The organism is Asticcacaulis sp. AC402, assembly GCF_000495835.1.
Lineage (GTDB): Bacteria > Pseudomonadota > Alphaproteobacteria > Caulobacterales > Caulobacteraceae > Asticcacaulis.
The window spans coordinates 14,531-37,333 of record NZ_AWGC01000031.1 but is presented as its reverse complement, the minus strand read 5'-3'; the positions used below and the strand labels follow the sequence as shown (position 1 = coordinate 37,333).

17 protein-coding genes are annotated in these 22,803 nt (G+C 62.4%); 15 read left to right on the top strand and 2 right to left on the bottom strand.

The genetic code is table 11. From position 1 onward, the window contains the following. The first annotated feature begins 62 nt into the window (after positions 1–62). The gene (locus ABAC402_RS40335) at positions 63–4,937 is read left to right on the top strand and encodes a calcium-binding protein (RefSeq protein WP_023450825.1); all 4,875 of its coding nucleotides are present in this window, start codon (positions 63–65) and stop codon (positions 4,935–4,937) included. 6 nt (positions 4,938–4,943) lie between these two features. On the opposite strand, the gene ABAC402_RS36370 is transcribed toward ABAC402_RS40335, so the two are convergent. Further along, positions 4,944–6,950, bottom strand: coding sequence for an alpha-amylase family glycosyl hydrolase (locus ABAC402_RS36370; RefSeq protein WP_023450824.1), 2,007 nt, complete (start codon positions 6,948–6,950; stop codon positions 4,944–4,946). Positions 6,951–7,162: 212 nt separating this feature from the next. Here ABAC402_RS36370 and ABAC402_RS36365 point away from each other — a divergent pair, with 212 nt between their 5' ends. From ABAC402_RS36365 to ABAC402_RS36300, 14 genes are all read left to right on the top strand, one after another. Next, complete coding sequence (locus ABAC402_RS36365; protein ID WP_023450823.1) at positions 7,163–8,404, top strand: Hsp70 family protein; 1,242 nt, start codon at positions 7,163–7,165, stop codon at positions 8,402–8,404. Between the two features lie 788 nt (positions 8,405–9,192). Further along, positions 9,193–9,771, top strand: a complete 579-nt coding sequence (locus ABAC402_RS36360; RefSeq protein ID WP_023450822.1) for a TerD family protein — start codon at positions 9,193–9,195, stop codon at positions 9,769–9,771. A 56-nt stretch (positions 9,772–9,827) separates the two neighbouring features. Next, positions 9,828–11,024 (top strand): TerD family protein, encoded by a 1,197-nt coding sequence (locus ABAC402_RS36355; protein WP_023450821.1) that lies wholly within the window; start codon positions 9,828–9,830, stop codon positions 11,022–11,024. A gap of 67 nt (positions 11,025–11,091) precedes the next feature. Continuing rightward, a complete protein-coding gene (locus tag ABAC402_RS36350) occupies positions 11,092–12,228 on the top strand; it encodes a DUF475 domain-containing protein (protein WP_023450820.1) in 1,137 nt (378 codons plus the stop codon). An 82-nt stretch (positions 12,229–12,310) separates the two neighbouring features. Continuing rightward, entirely contained in the window at positions 12,311–12,883 is a 573-nt protein-coding gene (locus ABAC402_RS36345; RefSeq protein WP_031235955.1) for a TerD family protein, read from the top strand. Positions 12,884–12,942: 59 nt separating this feature from the next. After that, positions 12,943–13,524, top strand: a complete 582-nt coding sequence (locus ABAC402_RS36340; RefSeq protein WP_023450818.1) for a TerD family protein — start codon at positions 12,943–12,945, stop codon at positions 13,522–13,524. 23 nt (positions 13,525–13,547) lie between these two features. Continuing rightward, positions 13,548–14,549: an ATP-grasp domain-containing protein gene (locus ABAC402_RS36335; protein WP_023450817.1), complete on the top strand. Its 1,002-nt coding sequence runs from the start codon at positions 13,548–13,550 to the stop codon at positions 14,547–14,549. A 9-nt stretch (positions 14,550–14,558) separates the two neighbouring features. Then, entirely contained in the window at positions 14,559–15,647 is a 1,089-nt protein-coding gene (locus tag ABAC402_RS36330) for a serine protease (RefSeq protein WP_023450816.1), read from the top strand. A 10-nt stretch (positions 15,648–15,657) separates the two neighbouring features. After that, positions 15,658–16,818: a phosphoribosyltransferase domain-containing protein gene (locus ABAC402_RS36325; RefSeq protein WP_023450815.1), complete on the top strand. Its 1,161-nt coding sequence runs from the start codon at positions 15,658–15,660 to the stop codon at positions 16,816–16,818. Next, on the top strand, positions 16,815–17,576 hold the full coding sequence (locus tag ABAC402_RS36320) for a hypothetical protein (RefSeq protein ID WP_023450814.1): 762 nt from the start codon (positions 16,815–16,817) through the stop codon (positions 17,574–17,576). The genes ABAC402_RS36325 and ABAC402_RS36320 overlap by 4 nt, the downstream gene beginning before the upstream one ends. Beyond that, a complete protein-coding gene (locus ABAC402_RS36315) occupies positions 17,560–18,678 on the top strand; it encodes a cysteine protease StiP family protein (protein WP_023450813.1) in 1,119 nt (372 codons plus the stop codon). Before ABAC402_RS36320 ends, ABAC402_RS36315 begins: the two co-directional genes overlap by 17 nt. Further along, positions 18,675–19,574 carry an HpcH/HpaI aldolase/citrate lyase family protein gene (locus tag ABAC402_RS36310; RefSeq protein ID WP_023450812.1) on the top strand — a complete coding sequence of 300 codons (900 nt, stop codon included), beginning with the start codon at positions 18,675–18,677 and terminating at the stop codon, positions 19,572–19,574. The genes ABAC402_RS36315 and ABAC402_RS36310 overlap by 4 nt, the downstream gene beginning before the upstream one ends. Positions 19,575–19,668: 94 nt before the next feature. Then, complete coding sequence (locus tag ABAC402_RS36305; RefSeq protein WP_023450811.1) at positions 19,669–20,835, top strand: toxic anion resistance protein; 1,167 nt, start codon at positions 19,669–19,671, stop codon at positions 20,833–20,835. A gap of 226 nt (positions 20,836–21,061) precedes the next feature. Next, positions 21,062–21,520 (top strand): hypothetical protein, encoded by a 459-nt coding sequence (locus ABAC402_RS36300; RefSeq protein WP_235079999.1) that lies wholly within the window; start codon positions 21,062–21,064, stop codon positions 21,518–21,520. Between the two features lie 178 nt (positions 21,521–21,698). Here ABAC402_RS36300 and ABAC402_RS36295 read toward each other — a convergent pair whose 3' ends face one another. Further along, positions 21,699–22,565 (bottom strand): transglutaminase family protein, encoded by an 867-nt coding sequence (locus ABAC402_RS36295; RefSeq protein ID WP_023450809.1) that lies wholly within the window; start codon positions 22,563–22,565, stop codon positions 21,699–21,701. Positions 22,566–22,803: the final 238 nt, after the last annotated feature.

Sequence of the window (22,803 nt, the reverse complement as noted above, 5' to 3'; positions counted from 1 at the left end):
TCGGGGCACGCCTTCGCTTAGTGTCCGCGCGCCTTTAAACCTACCTGCCTCTGGGGGAAATCATGACCAAACTGTTCGCCGCGAGCGATGCGCTGTCCTTGTCCATCGTGTCGGCGCCAGGTGAGGCGCTGTTTGTCGGTTCACCCGGAAACGACACCTATGCCGGGACCGTGCAAGACGATGAAATCTTTGGAAACGACGGCGATGACCTCCTGTCCGGCGGCAGCGGCAACGACGAAATCGTCGGAGGCGCGGGCAGCGACCGGCTGGAAGGCGGCGGGGGCTATGATACGGTCGAGGGCGGCGATGGCAATGACGTCCTCAGTGATTCCGCCGGTGGCGGCTTCCTGTCCGGCGAGGCCGGCAATGACAGCCTCATCGGCGCTGCCGGCAACCACAGCCTTGTCGGCGGAGCCGGCGATGACAGCGTGGTCGGCGGCGACGGCAACGATACCCTGGAGGGTGGCGACAACCTGGGTGACAGCGGCCATGACCAACTGATCGGCGGCGAGGGCAACGATCTCGTCATCACCGGGGGCGGTGCTGATACCGTCGATGGTGGTGCCGGCGACGACGCCCTGGTATGGAACCGCAGCGACACGACTCTGGGCGTCTATGCCGGCGGTGACGGCATTGATACATTCCGTTATATCTCCGGCGACATCTTTGGCAGTTTCGCCGGCTACGAAATTCTGGACGGCGGCAGCCATGAGGTCCGCGCGTCCACGGCGTTTATCAACAGCTTCGCCACCGTCTTCGGTAGCCGTTTCCTGTTGACCGACGAAGGCACGGTGGACCTGTCGACCATTGCCAGTGGCATCCAGGTCAATGCCGCTGGCGGCGCGGCGACAATCACCACCGGCGGCGGCAATGATACCCTGATCGGCAGCGATGACGCCGATGCCCTGAGCGGTGGCGACGGTGACGACTCGTACTATGTGAACGCCGGCGATACCGTGACCGAAGCCCTGGACAAGGGCACAGACACCGTCATTACCGCGCTCAGCTATACCCTGGGCGCCAACCTGGAAAACCTGGTTCACAGCGGCAGTGCTGACGTCACCGCAACCGGCAATGCGCTCGACAACCGTCTCACCGGCAACAGCGGCAATAACTGGCTCGACGGCGGCGCCGGAGCCGACACGCTGAGCGGCGAACTGGGCAATGACAGCTATATCGTCGACGATGGCGCCGACTCCGTCGTTGAAGCCGCCGACGGCGGCAGCGATACCGTCCGGGCATCGGTGACCTACACGCTGTCGGCCGGGGTCGAGACCCTGATCCTGACCGGAAGCGACGCGATCGACGGCACCGGCAATGGCCTGGTCAACAGCCTGAGCGGCAATGACGGTAACAACCGGCTGGACGGCGGGACCGGCGCAGACAGCCTGACCGGCGGCCTGGGCGACGACACCTTTAGTGTCGACGATGCCGATGTGGTTGTCGAGGCGGCCTCGGGCGGCAACGATAGCGTGGTGTCGTCCGTGAGTTACAGCCTGACCGCCCATGTCGAGAACCTGACCCTCACCGGAAGCGGCAACCTGACCGGTCTTGGCAATGCGCTCGGCAATAGCCTCACCGGCAATACCGGGGGCAACCTGCTGGACGGAGCTGCAGGTGCTGACAGTCTCGCCGGCGGGCTGGGTGACGACACCTATGTCGTCGACGACGCAGGCGACGTCATCGTCGAAGGCCCGGCAGAGGGCAGCGACACCGTCCTGGCTTCGATAAGCTACACGCTTACCGCCGGGGTCGAGGTCCTGACCCTGACCGGAAGCGGTCATTTTGACGGCACCGGCAACGGTCTGGCCAATATGATAACCGGCACGGACGGCCATAACCGTCTGGACGGCGGCGCCGGCAACGACACCCTGAACGGCGGCCTGGGCAACGATACCTTTGTGGTCGATGGCGACGATGTCGTTGTCGAAGGCGAGAGCGGCGGCATCGATACCGTGTTGGCCTCGCTGAACCACAATCTGGCCGCCAACGTCGAGACGCTGATCCTGAGCGGCGACGCTGATCTGAACGGCGGCGGCAACGGCCTCGCCAACATGATCACTGGCACGACGGGCGATAACGCACTGGACGGCGGGGCGGGCGCAGACAGCCTGACCGGCGGCCTGGGCAATGACACCTACTATGTCGACAATGCCGGGGACAGCGTCTACGAATCCCATCTGGAAGGCCGCGACACGATTATCTCGTCGGTGAGCTATTCGCTGAACAGCCGTGCCGTCGAGGTGCTGACCCTGACCGGCGCTGAGCACCTCAACGCGACCGGCAATTCACTCGACAACCTCCTGACCGGCAATACCGGCAACAATATCATCGACAGCGCGGGCGGCAACGACCTCCTGGACGGCGGCGCAGGCGTCGACAGCCTGACCGGCGGTTTGGGCGACGATACCTATATCGTCGACGGCGCCGATGCCGTCGTCGAAACCGAGGCGGCGGGCATCGACACCGTCCTGGCGTCGGTGAGCCACAGTCTGGCGGCTCATGTCGAAAACCTGACACTCACGGGTTCGGCCGGGATCAGCGGCACCGGCAACGATCTCGCCAACACGGTGACCGGCAACAGCGGCAACAACGCTTTGGATGGCGGCACGGGGGCCGATACCCTGACGGGTGCGGCGGGTGATGATACCTACTATGTGGACAACACCGGCGACAAGGTGGTGGAACTGGGCAATGAGGGCACAGACATCATCTTCGCGTCGGTCAGCTATACCTTGTCCGGCCGCGTGGTTGAAAGCCTGACCCTGACGGGGGCGGAAAACCTCAATGCCAGCGGCAATTCGCTCAAAAACACCCTGACAGGCAATACCGGCAACAATCTGATCGATGCCGGAGCGGGCAATGACGTGCTGGACGGTGGGGCGGGGACGGATACCCTGGTCGGCGGGTTGGGCGACGACACCTTCGTGGTCGATAGTGACGATGCCGTCGTCGAAGCGGCAGCCGGAGGCAACGATATCGTACTGGCCTCGGTCAGTCACGTCCTGACCGCCCATGTCGAGACCCTGGTCCTGACCGGGGTGGATCATCTGAACGGCACCGGCAATGCGCAGGCCAACACGATTTCCGGCACGGCTGGCAACAATGCACTGGACGGCGGCGCCGGGGCCGACAGCCTGACCGGCGGACAGGGTAATGACACCTATTTTGTCGACGACGCCGGCGACAGGGTGGTGGAACTGAGCGGCGAGGGCGCGGACCTGATCGTGGCCACCGCCAGCTACAGCCTGGCCGGCCGTGTGGTGGAGAGCCTGACTCTGAGCGGGTCGGGCAACATTAATGCTACTGGCAATGGGCTCAACAATCTCCTGACCGGCAATGTCGGCAATAACCTGCTGACCGCCGCCGGCGGTAATGACATCCTGGATGGCGGGATGGGGACCGATACCCTTACCGGCGGGGAGGGCAACGACACCTATTATGTCGATAATGCCAGCGACAGGGTTATTGAAAACCACCTGGAAGGCAGCGACTCCATCTTCGCCTCGGTCAGTTATTCGCTGTTCGGCCGGGCGGTCGAGGCGCTGACCCTTACCGGCGCCGAGCACCTGAGCGCCGTCGGCAACAGCCTGGGCAATACGATCACCGGCAATGCCGGCAATAACAGCCTGGATGGCGGTACAGGCGCCGATACGCTGACCGGCGGGCTGGGCGATGACACCTACTATGTCGATAATAGTGGCGACAAGGTCGTCGAACTGAACGGCGGCGGCAACGACCTGATCCTGGCCTCGGCCAGCTATACTCTGGCCGGACGGTTCGTGGAAAACCTGACGCTGACAGGGGCGGGCAACCTGGCCGGCACCGGCAATAGCCTTAGCAATCTTCTGACCGGCAACAGCGGCAATAATGCGCTGGATGGCGGCGCCGGCCATGACGTCCTCGACGGTGGTGCCGGCGTCGACAGCCTGACCGGCGGGCTGGGCGATGACACCTTCTACGTCGACACCAGCGGCGACAAGGTCTTCGAACTGACCGACGGCGGCAATGACCTGATTCTGGCCTCGGCCAGCTATTCGCTGGCGGGGCAAGCGGTCGAGAGCCTGAGGCTGACCGGAGCCGGCAATCTGGCGGGCACCGGCAACGGGTGGGACAACCTCCTGACCGGCAACACCGGCAATAATGCGCTGGATGGCGCCGCCGGCCATGACGTCCTCGATGGCGCTGCCGGGTCGGACAGTCTGACCGGGGGGCTGGGCGACGACACCTACTATGTCGATAGTGCCGGCGACCGGGTTTTCGAAAACCACTTCGAGGGCAACGACCTGATCGTCGCCGCGGTCAGCGTTTCCTTATTCGGACGGGCGGTCGAAGGCGTCCTGCTGACGGGCAGCGATCATCTTGCTGTTACCGGCAATTCGCTCAACAACAGCCTCACCGGCAACAGCGGCAATAACAGCCTGGAGGGCGGGGTTGGGCTCGACACACTGACGGGCGGCCTGGGTGACGACAGCTATTATGTCGACAATGCCGGCGACCTGGTCATCGAAGCCGGCGATTCGGGCAACGATGCGATTTTTGCCTCGGTCAGCTATTCGTTGTCCGGACGGACGGTGGAGACCCTGACCCTGACAGGCCTCGGCCATATCAATGCCACCGGCAACGGCAGCGCCAACACCTTGATTGGCAACAGCGGCAACAACCGTCTTGACGGCGGCGGGGCCGGCGACATCCTGACCGGCGGGCTGGGGGCGGACGTGTTTGTCTTTATGGCCGGCAGTCGCAAGGACACGATCACCGACTTCAGCGCGACCGACAACGACATGATCGATGTCCAGGCCTATACCGGCGGCGTGGCCAATGCCGGTTTGGTGGCTCAGGTCGGGCTCGATGTCGTCATCACCCTGGGCGGCGGCAATGTCGTTACGGTGCTGAATGCCAGCCAGGCCGACGTGCTCAGCCACATGGTTTGGTAGCCGGGTCTATGGCGTTCGCACGATCGCAACGCCCTGGGCCGGAATCGTCATGGTTATCCGGCCCGAGGCGTTGCTGGTAACCGTGGCGCCCGTCGTCGGGTAGATGGTTGCGAATGTCGTGACACTCAGGCCGGTATCGGCGGTCATGGTTTGTGAAGTCGTCGACAGGTTGATCAGCACCACGGCTGTCTGAGCGGCCTGGCGGCGCAGGAAAACCACGCGCGGATCGCCGGCCGCTGACAACAGGGTCAGAGTGCCTGATTGCAGCAGCGGATTGGCGGTCCGGACTGCATACAGGCCGCGATAGGTTTCCAGCAGAGACACGGAGACACCCGTCTGGGCGGCGGCATTGTAGCTGGCCAGGTTCGATGCGACCGTCCGGTAGGGCGTGCCGGAGGTGAAGCCCGCGACGGTATTGGTCCAGCTCATCGGGGCACGCAGGCTGGCATCGCCGCTTTCACCGTTGCTGCCCATGCCGATCTCTTCCCCGTAATAGGCAAACGGCGTGTCCGAGCCAAGGATGGCAATGGCGGCCGCGATGCGATAGTCGCCTTCTGCGTGGCCGCTTAACTCAACGATCGGACGGCTGCCGGCAAAGCTGTCGTGGTTTGACAGGAACAAGGGAAGCACTGATCGTTGCGGTGAAGCGAAGTGGGCGGCCAGGCCGGCCGTCATTGCGCCCGACGTGGCCGTGGTGCGGATATCGCTTTGGCGGCCGAAGGCGAAGACATGGCCGCAACTGGCGCCGGCATAGTCACCGGGATGGTCGGGGGCTTCGCACACCATGTAGCGATTGGCATAGCTGTTGATGGTGTTGCGCGCCTGGATCAGGACGGCGTGGGTCTCGGGTTGGTTGTACCAGTTGGCGGACCCGTTCTCGACAAAGGTTTCGACCGCGTCAAAACGGAAACCGTCGACGCCGCGGTTCAGCCAGAAGCGCAGATTGTCCATATGCCAGGCGACGACCGCCGGGTTTTTCAGGTTGAAATCGGGCATGATGTCCGCGAACAGGCCATAATTGTAGCCATAGGCGGTCGGCCGCCAGGGATTGCCGCCCCAGGTGCTCCAGTTGGGATCGGTAGCGTTGAAGACATACCAGTCGCGGCGGCTGTTGGTGGGGCTCGACACGGCGTCGAGGAACAGCGGGTTCTGCGCCGCGGAGTGGTTCATGACATAGTCGAGGACGATACCGATGCCGCGGGCGTGGGCCTGGGTCACCAGCTCATCGAAATCGGCCATCGTGCCGTAGTCGCGCTCAATGGCGCGGTAATCGGCGACGGCATAGCCGTGGTCGTTGTCCTGGCTTTCGAACACCGGCATCAGCCACAGGCCGGTGACCCCGAGCGATTGCAGATAGTCGAGTTTGGAGGTCAGGCCCTTGAGGTCGCCGCGGCCGTCGCCGTCGCTGTCCTTGTAGGACCTGACGAAGATTTCCATGAACTGGCCGCGTTGCGACCAGCCGGCGGGCAGGGCGGAGGTGGTCGTGCCAACGGGAACAGCGGCCATGTCCAGGCTTTCGGCCTGGCGGCCGACCTTGGCCGCGGCGGTGTCGGCGGCGGCCTGGGTGGCATACAGCGTGCCGGTTTCCTGAACGACCCAGACATCGCTGCCGAAGGTCGCATGGTTGACGCGCAGGTCCAGCATCGGGCTCTTGGCGTCGCCCTTATGGATCAGGAAGTTGAGATGGGCATTGCTGTTGCTCAGCGGGATGATGGCGGTGGCCCAGCCACCGGTAACGCTATCGAAGGCACGCGGCGAGGTCCAGGTGGTGACGGTACCCGACGCTATGGCGGCTGTGCCGGTGGTGTCGTTCCACAGGTGCAGGCCCCAGCCGGAATAGTCGTTGTCGAGCCGCTTGTAGTGGATGGTCAGGGTGAGGGCGGCACTGCTGGAGGACGAACTGCCGGATCCGCCGCCGGACCCGCCAGAGGATCCCCCGCCGCCGCCGCAGGCCGCGACCAGCAGGCACAGGGCTGCCGCCAGGAGGGCCAAAGCCCGGTGCATATTGGTCATGATCGCTCTCCCGCGTGCCGCCACTTTTGTCCGGGCGTCTTGCGGAGGAGGCTACATCGCGTGGTGACCGGCCCGGGCGTGAATACGTATGCGCAGGGGCGTGAATACGTATTCGGCAAGACGGGGAAGTTTCGCGTCGGGTGCAATTCCCTCTCGCCATTGCAGGCATTCGAGGCTAAACACCGCGCCCTCCCTGACTTTCGGCGCACGACATGGCCTTACCTTACTGTGGCATAGACTTCGGCACTTCCAATTCCGCCGTCTGCATCGGCAGCGGCGACATCGTGCGCCTGGCGCCGATCGAAGGCGAGGCCGTGACCATGCCGTCGGCCATCTTCTTCAATGCCGAAGCCGAGACGGTCACCTTCGGGCGGCAGGCCATTGCCGAATATCTCTACCATTTCGACGGCCGGCTGATGCGGGCGCTCAAGTCGATCCTGGGCTCCAGCCTGATGGACGAGAAGACCCAGGTCGGCGACCGGCGCAAGGATTTCCGGAGCATCATCGGCCTCTATATCGCTGAGGTAAAGGCGCGCGCCGAGCGTGTCGCCGGCCATACCATCGAGCAGGTCGTCATGGGGCGCCCCGTCCGGTTCAACGACGCCGATGACGCCGCCGATGCCCGCGCCGAGTCCGAACTGCGCGCCATAGCCCAGGATGTCGGGTTTCGCGACATCGCCTTCGAATATGAGCCCCTGGCGGCGGCGCGGGACTATCAGTCGCGGCTGACGCGCCAGGAGATGGTTCTGGTGGTCGATATCGGCGGCGGCACGTCCGACTTCTCGGTCGTCGAGCTCGCACCGGCGGGTGGTGATAGCCGTATCCTGGCCAATGGCGGCGTCCATATCGGCGGTACCGACTTCGATACGCGGCTCAGCCTGGGCACGGTCATGCGCGACATGGGCTACCGCAGTCAGTTGAAGAGCGGGCTGGAAATGCCTGGCCTTTACCACCATCAACTGGCGACCTGGCACCTGATCAATTTCGTGTACACGCAGAAGACCATGGCGGGCATTCGCCAGCTGCATCACCAGGCGGCCGATCGCAGCCTGACCCAGCGCCTGATCGCAACCGTCGAAAGCCATGCCGGCCACGAGATCGCCAACAAGGTCGAACAGGCCAAGATCGCCCTTTCGGATGCTGAGACGGCGACCCTGGACCTGACGGCGATCGACCCGGCATGGCGGCCGCAGATCGGCCGCGAAGCGCTGGTTGCCGCCACGGCGAACGACATCCAGCGCGTGGTCGATGCCGCGGTCGCGACCGTGTCGGAGCGGGCAGGCCTGGTGCCGGAGCGGATCGACACCCTGTTCATGACCGGCGGCTCGACCGCCCTGCCGGGGTTCGAAGACGCCATGCGGGCGGCCTTTCCCCAGGCGCGCATGCACTATGGCGACCGCTTTGCCTCGGTGGCCTTCGGTCTGGGTTTAGCGGCGCGGGAGCGCTTCGGGTAACTGGCCGTAGAGCGGGATGGCTTTAGGTAGAATCGCCATCTCGCTCTAATACCAAGCCTCATAAAGAATGACGCTTGGTATTCGCAATTTTTCAGCTCAAGCGCCGCATGGCTCCTCGCGCAAGCTCGGGCGGGCAGTCGCCCTTGCCAATCCACGATGAGTCAAGGTCATCGTGGATTGGTATAATGCCAAGCCTCATAAAGAATGACACTTTATATTCGCAATTTTTCAGCTCAAACGCCGGACTAGGCGCCCCCCATAGCTCCTCGCAAAAGCTCGGGCGCCCCAGAAACGTACACTGGCGCGCTTGCCAAGCCGCGATGAGTCAATGTCATCGAGGATTGGTATAAGTTTCTGTTTTGTCGCGCAATTTATCCGAAAACGGGAGCGCCCGTGCGGGTGCCACACACTTTATCGGATTGCGCTCCAGTGATGCCAGATTGCTCGTGCCAAGGTATCGCCGCTTGCGCAGGCATCCGGAAAATTTTCGCCAAAACGGCGACTGGCTTGTCCGGCGGTGGATTTGTGTCTACAGTCGTGGACAAGGGGACGCTATGACTGCCTTGCCAGTATCCGTCTCGACCTTGCGGGGGCCAACGAACAGACCTGAAGCGTTGATCGGCACAGTTGAGGATTCCTGTTCGCGAGCTTGTATATCGCCAGATTTCTGAAAAAGTGCCAGACGTCACGCGTCTGATTCGACGGATTGCGCGAGATCTTCGATTTAAGCCATGGCTTGACCCCTTGCGCACCTGTTGTGCCATCTTGCTGTCATTGAAAGGATGTCTATGAGCATTTCCCTGAAAAAAAATGCGTCGGTAAGCCTCACGAAAGAGGGCGGTGACGGCTTGACCAGCATCACCCTTGGGGTGGGTTGGGATGTCGCCAGCGGTCTGCTGGGCGGGCTGTTCGGCGGTGGCGGCAGTATCGATCTGGATGCCTCGTGCATTGCCTTCGGCGCCAACGGCCAGGTCATCGACACCGTGTGGTTCCAGCAACTGCTCAGCCGTGACGGCTCGATCCGCCATAGCGGCGACAATCTGACGGGCGAAGGCGATGGCGACGACGAAACCATTTCGATCGACCTGACTCGCCTGCCGGTCGAGATTGAAACCCTGGTTTTCACTGTCAGCAGCTTCCGTGGCCAGACCTTCGACAAGGTCAAGAACGCCTTCAGCCGCGTCATTGACAGCCGGGCCCGCAAGGAGCTGGCGCGCTTTGACATCTCCGAAAGCGGCCCCCACACCGGCGTCGTGCTGGCCTATGTCAAGCGTGACGGCGGTCAGTGGACCTTCAAGGCGATCGGTGAACGCACGAACGCCCGGACGGTTAAGGACATTACAACCCTCGCTGCACAACTGATCTGATATTGACAACTTGGAGAGGGGCCAACGCCTCTCTCCCCCCAACTCCAGAGACAAGCATGCAATTGCAGCGTGGCGAAAAGCGCGCCCTTTCGGACCTTGGCATCGGTACCCAGTGTGCTGTGAAGGTCGAATTCGGCATGGACGGCGCCGATATCGCCGCCTTCGGTCTTAACAAGGATCGCAAGATCGGTGACGACCGCTATGTCGTCCTGTTCTCCAACACGCGCACCCCGGAAGGCGCCATTACCCTGGCGCCGTCGTCCGGGGCGGCGCTGTTCAACCTCGAACTCGACAAGCTGCCCTCTTCGATTGACCGGGTGGTGTTCACCGCCACCCATGATACGCGTCCGGTTGGTGAATCGAGGCCCCTGCTGGTGACCGTCGGCAATGCCCAGGCCACCTTCAATGTCGCCGAGCACCTGAACGCCGAAAAGGCCGCGATGCTGATCGAAATCTATCGCCACAGTTCCGGCTGGCGGCTCGGTACCATCGCCGCCGGTTTCGAAGGCGGCCTGGCCAGCCTGATTGCCCACTTTGGCGGTGAAGTCGCCGATGCTCCAGCGCCTGCACCCGCCGCAGCGCCCGCGCCAATTCCGGTGGCTCAAACTGCGCCAGCGGCTTCCCCTGCGCCCGCCGCGGCCGCTTCCGTCAGCCTGAAAAAAGTGACGCTGGAAAAAGGCAATTCCCGTGTCAGTCTGCAGAAGACAGGAGGCAGTTTCGGTGAGATCGTCCTCAACCTGAACTGGAGCCAGCTGGAACAGAAACGCGGCCTGTTCGGCGGAGGTACGAAGACCCTCGACCTCGACCTGGGCGTCATGTTCGAACTTCAGGACGGTTACAAGGGCTGTATCCAGGGGCTGGGCCGCAGTTTTGGCGACTATGAGCGTGAGCCCTATATCCAGTTGTCGGGCGATGACCGCACCGGCGCCGTGACGTCGGGAGAGACCATTCGCGTCAATGGCCGCCACTTTGACAAGATCAAGCGGATCGGCGTCTTCGCCCTGATCTACGAGGGTGCTCCAAACTGGCAGCAGACAGATGGTGTCGTCCGGATGACGGTGCCAGGCCAGCCCGAAATCGAAATTCGCCTGGTGGAAGGCCGCGACAATGCCCGCCTGTGCGGAATTGCCCTGCTCAACAATGTGAATGGCAATCTGCAGGTCGACCGTCATATGCAGTATTATCGCGATCAGAAGCAATTCGCCGACGATATTGGCATTTTCCTGCAGTGGACCGCTGGCAGAAAAGACTGACAAGCCCCATATGCGCGGATCATTGCGGTAACCCCAGGGTTTTGCCCAACGCCAACACAGGATACCTATGCTAAAGAACTTTTACGGATCGATCGCCTTTACCGTGGTCGCCCTGATCCTGGCGGGTGCGCTGGGCTTTTACCAAAACGGCGGCACGGCCGCCGCGGTGCTACAGATGCTCTTTCTGGCCAGTGTGCTGGGCATCATGGAAACCTCGCTCAGCCTCGACAATGCCGTCGTCAACGCCTCGATCCTGAAGAACATGGATCCCGTATGGCAGCGCCGCTTCCTGACCTGGGGCATCCTCATTGCCGTGTTCGGCATGCGGATCATCTTCCCGATCATGATCGTTTCGATCTCGGCCATGGTGACGCCGTGGGAAGCCACCCGCATCGCCATCATGGACCACGAGCTCTATGAAAGCATCGTTACCAAGGCGCATGTCGGGATTTCCGGTTTCGGCGGTGCCTTTCTGATGCTGGTCGGGCTGAACTTTTTCTTCGACGAGGACCGTGAGCACCACTGGCTGGGCGTTATCGAGCGGCCGCTGGCGTCGCTGGCCAGGATTCCGTTTTCACCCTATATCGTCACCGCCCTGCTGATCGGCGGTTTATCGTTCCTGGTCCACGGAGAAGAGCAAAAGACCTTCCTGATTGCCGGTCTGTCGGGCGTGGCAACCTTCTTCGCCGTGCAGAAGTTCGGCGACTGGATCGGAGGCGGTGAGACGGACCATACCGGCGCGGTCGTGCGTACCGGGGCCGGCGGCTTTATCTATCTCGAATTCCTCGATGCCTCCTTCTCGTTCGACGGCGTGATCGGCGCCTTCGCCATCACCAATGATATCATCCTGATCGCCCTGGGCCTGGGTATCGGCGCCATGTTCGTGCGCTCGATGACCATCGCCCTTGTGCGCGGAGGCCACCTGGCACAATTTCGCTTCCTGGAGGCGGGGGCCTTCTATGCGATCATCGCCCTGGCCAGCATCATGCTGCTCAGCATTCGCTTGCATATCCCCGAGGTCATCACGGGCCTGATCGGGGCGATCATCATCGGCGTTTCGCTGTGGGTCTCGATTGACCACAAGAAGCGGTTCCCGCAGGAATATGCCGAGGATGGCGACGCGCAGATTATCCTGCCGACCGGTGAGGTCGTGTCCGACCAGCCGACGCAACCGGCCAATGAAAAGAACCGGCTCGATATATAACCCTTACCGTTGTGGCGCGCCCCAGGCGGAAGGCGCTTCACTCAGACCCGACCACCGCCAAAGATGAAAAGGAATGTTTGACATGGCAATTTCGCTTTCCAAAGGCGGCAACGTCAGCCTGAGCAAGGAAGATCCCGCACTCGACGAAGTCATCATTGGCTTGGGTTGGGACACGCGCGCGACCGATGGCACCGATTTCGACCTCGACGCCTCGGCCTTTCTGCTCAAGACGGACGGCAAGGTCCGGAGCGACGGCGACTTCGTATTCTACAACAACAAGGCCGTGACGGGTGTCGAGCATCTGGGCGACAACCGCACGGGCGCGGGTGATGGCGACGACGAACAGATCAAGGTCACTCTGACCAAGGTGCCGGCGGACGTCGACAAGATCGCCGTGGTCGTCACCATCCACGACGGCGAAGCCCGCAAGCAGAGCTTCGGTCAGGTCTCCAACGCCTTCATCCGGCTGGTCAACCAGAAGACCAATGTCGAGATCGTGCGTTACGACTTGTCGGAAGACGCTTCGGTCGAGACGGCCATGATCCTGGGCGAAGTCTATCGCAACAATGCCGAATGGAAGTTCCGCGCTGTCGGTCAGGGCTTCAAGGGCGGCCTGGGGCCTCTGGCCACCAATTACGGCGTAAGCGTCGGTTAAACCCGGTCGCAACGGCCGGCCTGGCCGGCCGTTGCGATGCTTGATGACAAGGATTTTCGATGGCAGTTTCTCTCGTCAAAGGCGGCAATGTGTCGCTGTCCAAAGAGGCTCCGGGCCTCGTCAGCGTCACCGTCGGGCTCGGCTGGGACGTTCGCGCTACGGACGGCGAAGGCTTCGACCTCGACGCCTCGGCGTTTGTCGTCGACGAGGGCGGCAAGGTGCTCAGCGACGGCCACTTTGTCTTCTACAACAACAAGACCTCGCCCGAGGGCGCCGTCATCTATGGCGGCGATAACCGTACAGGCGATGGCGAGGGCGACGACGAGACAATCAAGATCGACTTTTCCAAACTGCCGGCCAACGTCAAAAAGGTCATCGTGGCCGTGACCATCCACGATGGCCAGGCGCGTCGGCAGAATTTCGGCTCGGTGTCAAACGCCTATGCCCGGGTCATCAACCAGGCGGACAACAAGGAGCTGGCGCGTTACGACTTGTCGGAAGACAGCAGCACCAACGCCGCCATGGTCTTTGTCGAGCTGTACCGTGGGGGCCAGGGCGATATCAAGGTCAAGGCTGTCGGCGAGGGCTGGGAAAGCGGCCTGGCCGGTCTGGCGTCCGCCATGGGTGTGAGCCTGGCCTGACGACCTCCGGACGGGGCAATTCAATGCGTATCTGGTTCAACCGCGGCTTCTCTCTGGCCAGCATTTCGCAGGCCATGATGTCTGCGGAGCCGGGGCTTGAGATCTATGCCAGCGTCGCCAGGGGGATGCCCCGCCATGCAGGGCCCGTGGCGACCTGGGTCGAGCCCGAAACCGACGTGGCCGGCTATGTCCAGTGGGTGCGCGACCAGGTGGCGGCGCACCGCATCGACATTCTCATACCGACCCACTACCGCACGGCCCTGCGCCAGGCAGACCTGGCGTGCCGCGTCGAATTCCCTGCCGGCCATAAGGTGCTGAAGCTCCTGGACGACAAGTACCGTTTTGCCGAGGACCTGAAGGACACCGAGTTTCACCTCGCAACCGACCTGATCCGAACAAGCGGCGACCTGGAAAAGGCCCTTGCGTCCTTCCATCAACGTTTCGGCGCCAAGGCCATCGCCTGCGTCAAGCCGCGCAATGGGGTGAACGGGTTCGGCTTCTGGAAGCTGATCCGTGACCGGCCGATGCGGCACCTGGAAAGCCCGGACAGCCGCGAGATCCAGGCCGACCTCTATGTGGCGGCGCTGCGGGCGCAGGAAAAGATCAAGCCGATCCGCGACATGGTGCTGATGGAGTTTCTGCCCGGGCCGGAGGTTTCGTTCGACATCCTGGCCGACCACGGGCACATGTTGCGCTATGCCGCCCGCACCAAGCTCAGCACCGGTCGCCAGCGCGTCCAGACCGATCACCCGCTGAGCGGCTACGCCGTGAAGCTGGTCGAACGGTTCGGGCTGCATGGTACGGTCAATATCCAGTTCCGCAAGCATCGGGACGGGAGTTGGAAGATCCTGGAGATCAATGCGCGCCCGGCCGGCGGGGTGGTCTATGCGGAAGCCGTTGGTGCGGGTATCCTGAGTGGATGGGCGGGTCTGCTGACCGGCAGGGTGACCGCAGGTGAACTGGAGGGCAAGATGATTGATACCGAGGTCAGCTTCGAAACGGCCGTCCAGCGGCTGGCGTCCTGAGGTCGCGGCATGCAGACAGCCATTCCAGGTCAAAGGCTTCAGGTCGCCCGCGAAGGCAACTGGGTCATAACCGTGCAGGGCCGCGATGCCGAGCGCGTGGTCGTGTGCGCGGTCGGCGCCGACGGCGGCATTATTGCGTTTACCCAGGGCGAGGGCGGGCGGTGGATGGCGCCGTCGCCGCTGATCCGCGATACCGCCCTGGAGATCATCGCCTATATCAATGATGACCGCAGCGGTGGCTTCGTTAACACCGCTTATCCGATCGAGGTCGATATCGCCGGCCAGGCCTTCAGCTTTCCCGAACCAACCCAGCAGTTGGCGGCGGTTATCCTGACCGAAATCTATGTCAAGGACGGGATCTGGCGCGCCAAGGTTTCGAACGACGGCTTTACGTTCGGGATCGAAGCCTTTGCCCGCGCCCGCAATCTGCAGAATGTCGACTTCCCGTCGCGGCCCCGCACCAGCGAGACCCGCCCGCCGCGCGGTGCCACGGCTTCGGGCAGTGGCGTGCTTATCGCGCCCGGCCTTGTCGTCACCAATGCCCACGTCATCGAAGACGGGGTCTCTCTGGAACTGGGGCGCAGCCGCGCCAAGCTGAAACCCGTGGCCGCCGACATGCTTCATGACCTGGCGCTGCTCGAAGGTGAGGTCGAGGGAGACCCGTTGCCCCTGCGCTACAACGCGCCCCTGTGGCTGGGCGAAGGCATTCTGGCGGCGGGCTTTCCCCTGATGGATGTGCTGGGCAGCGACCTTAAGGTGACCACCGGCAATATTTCGGGCCTGACAGGCAGCCATGGCGATGTCTCGCGCTTTCAGTTTACGGCGCCGATCGGGTCAGGTTCGTCCGGCGGGGCGATCAGCGACGAAGCCGGCAACCTGGTTGGGATTACGGCGTCGTCTCTGGCCCATGGCAATATGCGCGAACGCGGCTCGATCTCGGAAAATGTCAACTTCGCCATTCGGGCCGCTCTGGTCTATGAAATGATTGCTGCGGCGGGTTTTCCGCTGCCGGAGGTGAAACCGTCACGCAATAACGACCGCCGCGACGTGGTGCAGCGGCTGCGCAAGTCGGTCGTCAGTATCATCGTTCATTTTTAGGCCCTCCCTTATGACTTTTGCGCCTGCGACGGAGGTATCGCAAACCATCCGCCTGCCGACAGGGGACCTGACCCTAAGCGTGCACGACGGTCCGCCGTTGCATGAGTTGTGCGACTTTGCCGCCCGGTCCAATCCCAAGCGCGGCTTCCTGATCGTGTCGAAGGTGCTGGGGCGCCATCTGCCGGCGGCGCCGGCGCAGATGCGTGCCACCATGGCGGCGCTGGCGCGAAAAATCCCGGCCGACCTGCCGCAGCCGGTGGTATTTCTCGGCATGGCGGAAACGGCAACGGCTTTGGGCCAGGGCATATTCGCAGCCTTTCGCCAACTCAACCCCGAGGTCGAGACCCTCTATCTGCAAAGCTCACGGCAAGGCGTTGCGGGGGCGCGTGTGCTGGCGTCGTTCGAAGAGGGCCACAGTCACGCGACCACCCATCTGATCCAGGTCGCCGACCCCGCGCTGGAGGCAAGAGTCCGGGCAGCGCCGTCCCTGGTCATCGTCGACGACGAATGCAGCACCGGCAATACCTTTATTGCCGCCGCCCAGGCCCTGGCGCGCGAAATGCCGCAACTGCGCCAAATTGAAACCTGCTGCATCACCGACTGGGGCAATGGCGATTACCTGGCCGGCATGCCACACCCGACGAAGGCGCGGGCCATCCTGTCCGGTGCCATGACCTGGCAGGCGGCGGAGGCAGCCGCAACGCCCGTCCTGGCCGCGAAATCCAACCAGGCCGGCTCTGCCCCGGCCGGCGGGATGCGCAGCCGCACCGGACTGCGGGCACCGGAAAAAGCAATCAGGCCGCCGGTCGAGGCGCGACCGGGCGAACGTGTCCTCGTGCTCGGCGATGGAGAACATTCCTACGAGGCCCTGCTGGCCGCCGAGGAGGTCGAGGCGCAGGGCGGCATTGCGGCGGTTCAGTGCATCACCCGCAGTCCCGCCCTGTTGGGCGGGGCGATGCAAAGCGCGTCGGCGTTTTCGGACGCCTATGGCAGCGGCGCGCCATGCTTCCTATATAACGTTCTTGGGCATCGTCCCGACAGGCTCCTGGTCATGACCGAGGTGGTGAAGGCGCAAGCGAGCGAAGCGTCCGCCGCCCTGTTATGTCTCGGTCACGACCTTCCGGTGGAGGTCATTGCCTGCACCTACGTACCCGAGCAGGAAGGTTTATGACGTCGCGCCCCTTGATTTTTACCGATCTGGACGACACGCTCTTCCAGACGGAGCGCAAGTGTCCCGACGGTTCGGCGCAAGGTCTGCGCCTGATGAGCCGTTTGGCCGACGGCAGCCCCAGTGGCTATGCGACCCTTCGCCAGGACCATATGCTGGGCTGGCTGCGGATGGGACAGGTGATACCGGTCACCGCCCGCAGCCGCGCTGTGCTGGCCCGCGTCGATATTGAACAGGCGCCGGCGATCTGCGGCAACGGCGGCTGCATTCTCGACAGCGCGGGCGAGGTCGACCGGGACTGGCACGACCATCTGGTCATGCTGGCGCGAAACGGTGACGCCGTTGAAGACGTCGATGCCTGCCTGATGGGGGGGCTGGCCAGGACACGTGACCCTGCGGCCTTTCGCCACTGGGTGGCGGCTGAGAACGGTCTTAAGCAGTACATCGTCATCAAGAGCAACCGCGATGAGGGCGAGGTTCTGGCCGAGGTCGAGCGCGACCTGGCGGCTCTGGTGCCGGCGGGATGGCGGGTGCATCGCAACGACAATAATCTTGCCTATCTGCCGCCGTGGCTCAATAAACGGTATGCCGTGAAATATCTGCTCGACAGGCTCCGCCGCGACACTCCGGATACGCCGGTGATCGGTATCGGCGACAGTCTCTCCGACGCCGGGTTCATGGACCTGTGCGATCTTGCCATGACACCGACCCCGTCTCAGCTTTGGAAAACTCTGACCCGTGACAATGCCTGGATTGATTGAAGCCGACCAAAACACCGGGGCGCGGCACGGGCACTTCTGCGGCAGCTTCGCAGCCGACGATGTCGTCATGCTGCTGAAGCCGTCATTGATCGCGCATGTCGGCATCGCGGAGAAGGAAAGGCTGATCCAGTCGGGAGAAAAGCACTATTCCGAAATGCTGTCTGCCGAGACGTTGCCGGATTCCCGCTATATGGAGCTCTATCATGACGCTCTGGGGCGCAATGCCGGCCGGCTGAAGGGCGATATCGAAACCCTGGCCGGCAAGCTGACTCAGCGCCCGCAAACGGCGGAGGCGTGCGTGGTGATTTCGCTGGCGCGAGCCGGAACGCCGATCGGCGTCCTGCTCAAGCGCGCCCTGGAGCGGCTGGGTATCACGGCCTTTCACTACACGGTCAGCATTATCCGCGGCCGCGGCATCGATCTCAATGCCCTGGCCTATATCCGGGCGCGACACGGCACGCATAATGCGATCTTCCTGGATGGCTGGACGGGCAAGGGGGCGATCAGCCGCGAACTCGAGGCGTCTTTGCGCGGGTCGGACCTGGGCTTTACACCGTATCTGGCCGTGGTCGCCGATCCGGCCGGCTGTGCCAGTCTGGCGGCGACGGTTGACGACTACGTTATCCCGAGCGGTCTGCTTAACGGCATCGTGTCGGGGCTCATCAGCCGCACGGTGCTCACCGACGCTCTGGTTGGGCCGGACGACTTTCACGCCTGCCTGTTCCAGGAAGCGCAGGCGCCGCATGACCTGACCCATCATTTCCTCGCGACGGTCGAGGCCGCAGCCGCGGTATCGCTGTCGTCGGCGTGGTCACCGCAAGGCGCGGTCCGTGCGGGAGCCTCCAGCCAGCAAATTCTGTGTGACCTTATGGACAAGTATGCGGTCGGCGACGTAAATCGTATCAAACCGGGCATAGCCGAGGCGACGCGCGCTCTGCTGCGCCGGGTGCCGGACGCGGTGTTCATCCGGGATTTTGACGATCCCGAGACCCTGCACATGCAGCACCTGGCGGCCAGGTCGGATGTGCCGGTCGTGCAACGGGATTTGGGTGGTTATCGCGCAGTGACGATTATCAAGAGTTTGAAGGGCGAGCAGGAATGAGGGCCATAGAACTGGGCGCGACGCTTTATACACCGGTGCTCAATCCGGCAGCGCTCGAGAATGCCTATGGCGCCTGTCCCGACTTGCGCTCCATGGTTATTTGCCTGGAGGACGCGGTTCGCGATGACGAAGCTGCGCGCGCCGAGCAGGCGCTGAAGCTCTGCCTTCAGCGTTTCAGCATTCTGGCGCCGTCGGTTCGTGTCTTTATCCGCCCGCGTAGTCCGTTGATGCTGGCGCGAATTCTCAGGATGCCTGGTGTCGACCGGGTGGCGGGGTTCGTTCTGCCAAAGGTTACCGCCGCGACCCTGCCCCAGTGGCTGGACCTGCCCATAGGTTCGCATGCCCTGATGCCCTGTATCGAGGGAGAAGAAGCTTTCGATTTCAAGAGCCTTAGTCATCTCAGGGACCTCATGAGTCCTCACCGCAGCCGAATCCTGGCGGTGCGGATCGGCGGCAACGACCTGCTCAACCTGATCGGGGTACGCCGCTCACGCTACCGCACAGCCTATGATGGCGTTCTGGGCGTGGCCATCCGCAACATTGCCGCGACCTTCGCAAGCCATGGTTTCAGCGTTTCGGCGCCGGTCTTCGAACATTACGGCGACCACGCTCTGCTGACCGAAGAGGTCGAACAGGATATCGAGCACGGCCTGCTGACCAAGACTGCCGTCCATCCCAGTCAAATCCCCGTCATCCAGCGCCTGTACAAACCGGCAGCGTCGGACATCTCAGAGGCACGCGCTATTCTCGATGCCGCGTCTCCGGCGGTTTTCGGTTCGAACGGCAGCATGTGCGAGCCGGCAACCCACAGCCGGTGGGCGGAAAAAATCGTCCAGCGGGCGCAAATCTATGGTATCACAGAGGGTCTGTCCACAGCCGACAGCCGCGTGGCCTGAGCGGGGTCGCCTTAAAGGCGACGCGGCAGTTTGGGGGAATCATGCCTTATTCATCGGCGAAGTCTAAAACCTGCTTTGCGGAGGAAACACGACCATGAGTGATCTCGTTCTTGAGGCGCCGGCGCCCGTTGCGGTTGTTCCGGCGGAGAAGGCCGCGGGTCTGGTGCCGATCGAAACGGCGGTAAAGACGGAACTGGAAAGCAAGGTCGACTCCTTCGTCAACGATCTGGTCAGCGTTGACGCCAACAGTCCGGAGTTTGGTACCAGGGTCAATCAGCTCAACAGCCTTGGCCAGCGCGAAATCACCGCCTTGTCGTCGCAGAGCAATCGTTTCCTCGACCGTCCTACCCGGCAGATGGAAGGCGAGGGCAGTGTCGGCGATTCCCTGGTCGATCTGCGCCAGACGATCGAAGGCCTGGATCCGTCGCGCGGCGGCGGTCTGCTGGAGCCGCGCAAGCTGTTTGGCGTCATCCCGTTCGGCAACAAGCTGAAGGGTTATTTCGACAAGTACCAGTCGGCGCAGAGCCATATCAATGCCATCCTGGTGAGTCTGGCGCGCGGCAGGGACGAGTTGTTGCAGGACAATGTCGCCATTGACGGCGAACGCAGCAAGATGTGGGAGATGATGGGCAAGCTGGAGCAGGTCATTCATATCTCGAAGACCCTGGATAGTCGCCTGGAAGGGAAGGCGGTCGAGCTGGATACGTCGGATCCGACCAAGTCGCGTGCCATCCGTGAATCGGCCCTGTTTTATGTCCGCCAGCGCACCACCGACCTGCTGACCCAGATGGCGGTTACGGTTCAGGGTTATCTGGCGCTGGATCTGATCAAGAAGAACAATATCGAGCTGATCAAGGGTGTTGACCGGGCGTCGACCACAACCATCTCCGCCTTGCGCACGGCGGTTACGGTGGCCCAGGCCCTGGCCAGCCAGAAACTGGTCCTGGATCAGATTACGGCGCTCAATACCACCACGTCGAACATGATCGCCAGCACGAGTGAACTGCTTAAATCGAACACGGCGAGCATCCATGAGCAGGCGACCTCGGCGACCATCCATGTCGAAACCTTACAGCGCGCCTTCGCCAATATCTATGCCACCATGGATGCGGTCGACGAATTCAAGATCAAGGCTCTGTCCAACATGAAGACAACGGTTGACACGCTGTCGCAGGAGACCGAGAAGGCCAAGGGCTATATCGCGCGGGCCCAGGGCAATATCTCGGATAATTCCGGTCCTTCGCCGCTGGCCTTGAGTTGATACCAAGCCGCAAAACTCTCGACCCATCTCGGGTTGGCAAGGCCGCCAGCGTAGGCTTCAGGCCGTCCGGGCTTTTGCGAGGCGCCATGGGGGGCGCCTAGAGCGGCGCTTGAGCTGAAAAAAAGCGAATACCAAGCGTCATTCTTGATGAGGTTTGGTATAAGTCTGCTGATCCGTGGTTCAAATTTTTACGACTCGCGCACTATTCTTGTTGGGTATGAAGATCGTGGAGTTCTTTCGGCGGCTGTTTGCCAAGCCCTCCCCAGCGCCGGCCCCCCAACCGCCGGCCCCTGAGCCTGTGCGTGTCGAATACAGCGACCCGCGCGTGCCGGAGGGCGCTCAGAAACGCATCCAGCGCATCCTCGAAAGTCTCAAGGACGTCTATGATGCGGCCCAGCGGGAGCAGGCGGGCGGGATCAACCGTTTCGAACTGGACCAGATGCGCGATCTGCATCTGCCCAAGCTGGTCAAAAGCTATATCGACATCCCGCCGGCCCACCGGGCCGAGATCTTTCGCAAGACGGGCAAGTCGGCGAGCTTTATTCTCGATGAAAGCCTGGACACCATGCAGGCTAAGCTCGACGGTATGCTGCGCAGCCTGGCCCAGCATGACCTGGATGCCTTTACGCACAACACCCAGTTTATCGGCCAGCGCTATGCCGACAAGGACAATCCATTCCTGTGAGCAGCCGCGCGAGGTCGTGACAGGTGCGACACCAGGCAAGGGCCCCAAGACTTAAGTGGGTCCACAGATTACACAGATTTCACAGATTAAGTCTCTGAATAATATGTGAAATCTGTGGACCTAATTGGCAAGAGGCGCCGCTGCGCGGCGGGTTCGGGTCAGCGCAAAAACCATGGTCCTACAGCGCACCGGCGTGGGGTGCCGGTTCTTCCGTGGAGATGGCGTCCGTCGTTCGCACAGTATCTTCAGGGCCACCGTCGACGCGGTCGATGGTTATGTCGACCGGGCCGTAACTGACATTGCCGAAGGGCGAGCAAAAGGCGATTTCGGCGGCGTCGCGCCCGACCCCGATTCGGACGAGGCCGTCGAGATTGGCCATGCGGGTACCGTCAAACAACCACCAGCGTCCGTCGAGATAGGTTTCAAAGAGGGCGTGAAAGTCGGCGGGGCGCAGGCCATAGGCATAGCAACTGACAAAGCGCGCCGGTATACCGAGCGCCCGGCAAAAGGCGATGCCCAGGTGGGCGAAGTCGCGACAGACACCGGCGCGCAGCAGCAGGCTTTCGGTGGCGGTGGTCTGTTCGTTGGAAGCGCCGCGGCGGTAGTCGATGTTGTTGTACAGCCAGTTGCAGATGGCCGTCACCCGGTTGAAGCCGCGTTTGAGATAGCCGAATTCCTTGCGGGCGAAATCGGCGAGGCGGTCGGAGGGCACGAAGCGCGACGGCAGAAGGAAGGGCATGATGTCCAGCGGCAGGTCTTCGATGGCGGTTTCGCGCACACTGTCCGGATCGGCCCGGAAGGGGTCAAGCGTGACTTCGGCCTCGTAGTGGACGGTCACGGAGCCCGCCGGCACCTGAAGGCCGAAATAGCGGTTCTTGATATCCGGGACCGTATAGACCTTGAGCGGCAGGTCCGGCGATACGGTCAGGCGCTCGACGAGGTCGATATGCCGGCGCAGTCGCGCCACCTCGATGTTGAAGATGAACACCGACGGTGACAGGGCCTCGTAGGCCAGGGTGCAGCCGAGCTTGTAGCGAGCGGTCATTGGGAATTTCAAAACGGGAGGAAGGCGGCAGCCGGTCTGATTGTGACCGGCCGGATGAAAGGATTCGATGCGAACCTATCCTAGAACCTTTTCATCGGCAGAGTCTCGAAAGTTTGTTTCAAGCAGATGAACGTGGTCGAGACAATTGTGTTGTACTGGCAGGGTTACGAATTCGCCAAGCAAGGCAAGGCGGATCAGATCACTGGGCTAACGACGTTCCGCAATGACGCAAAACACT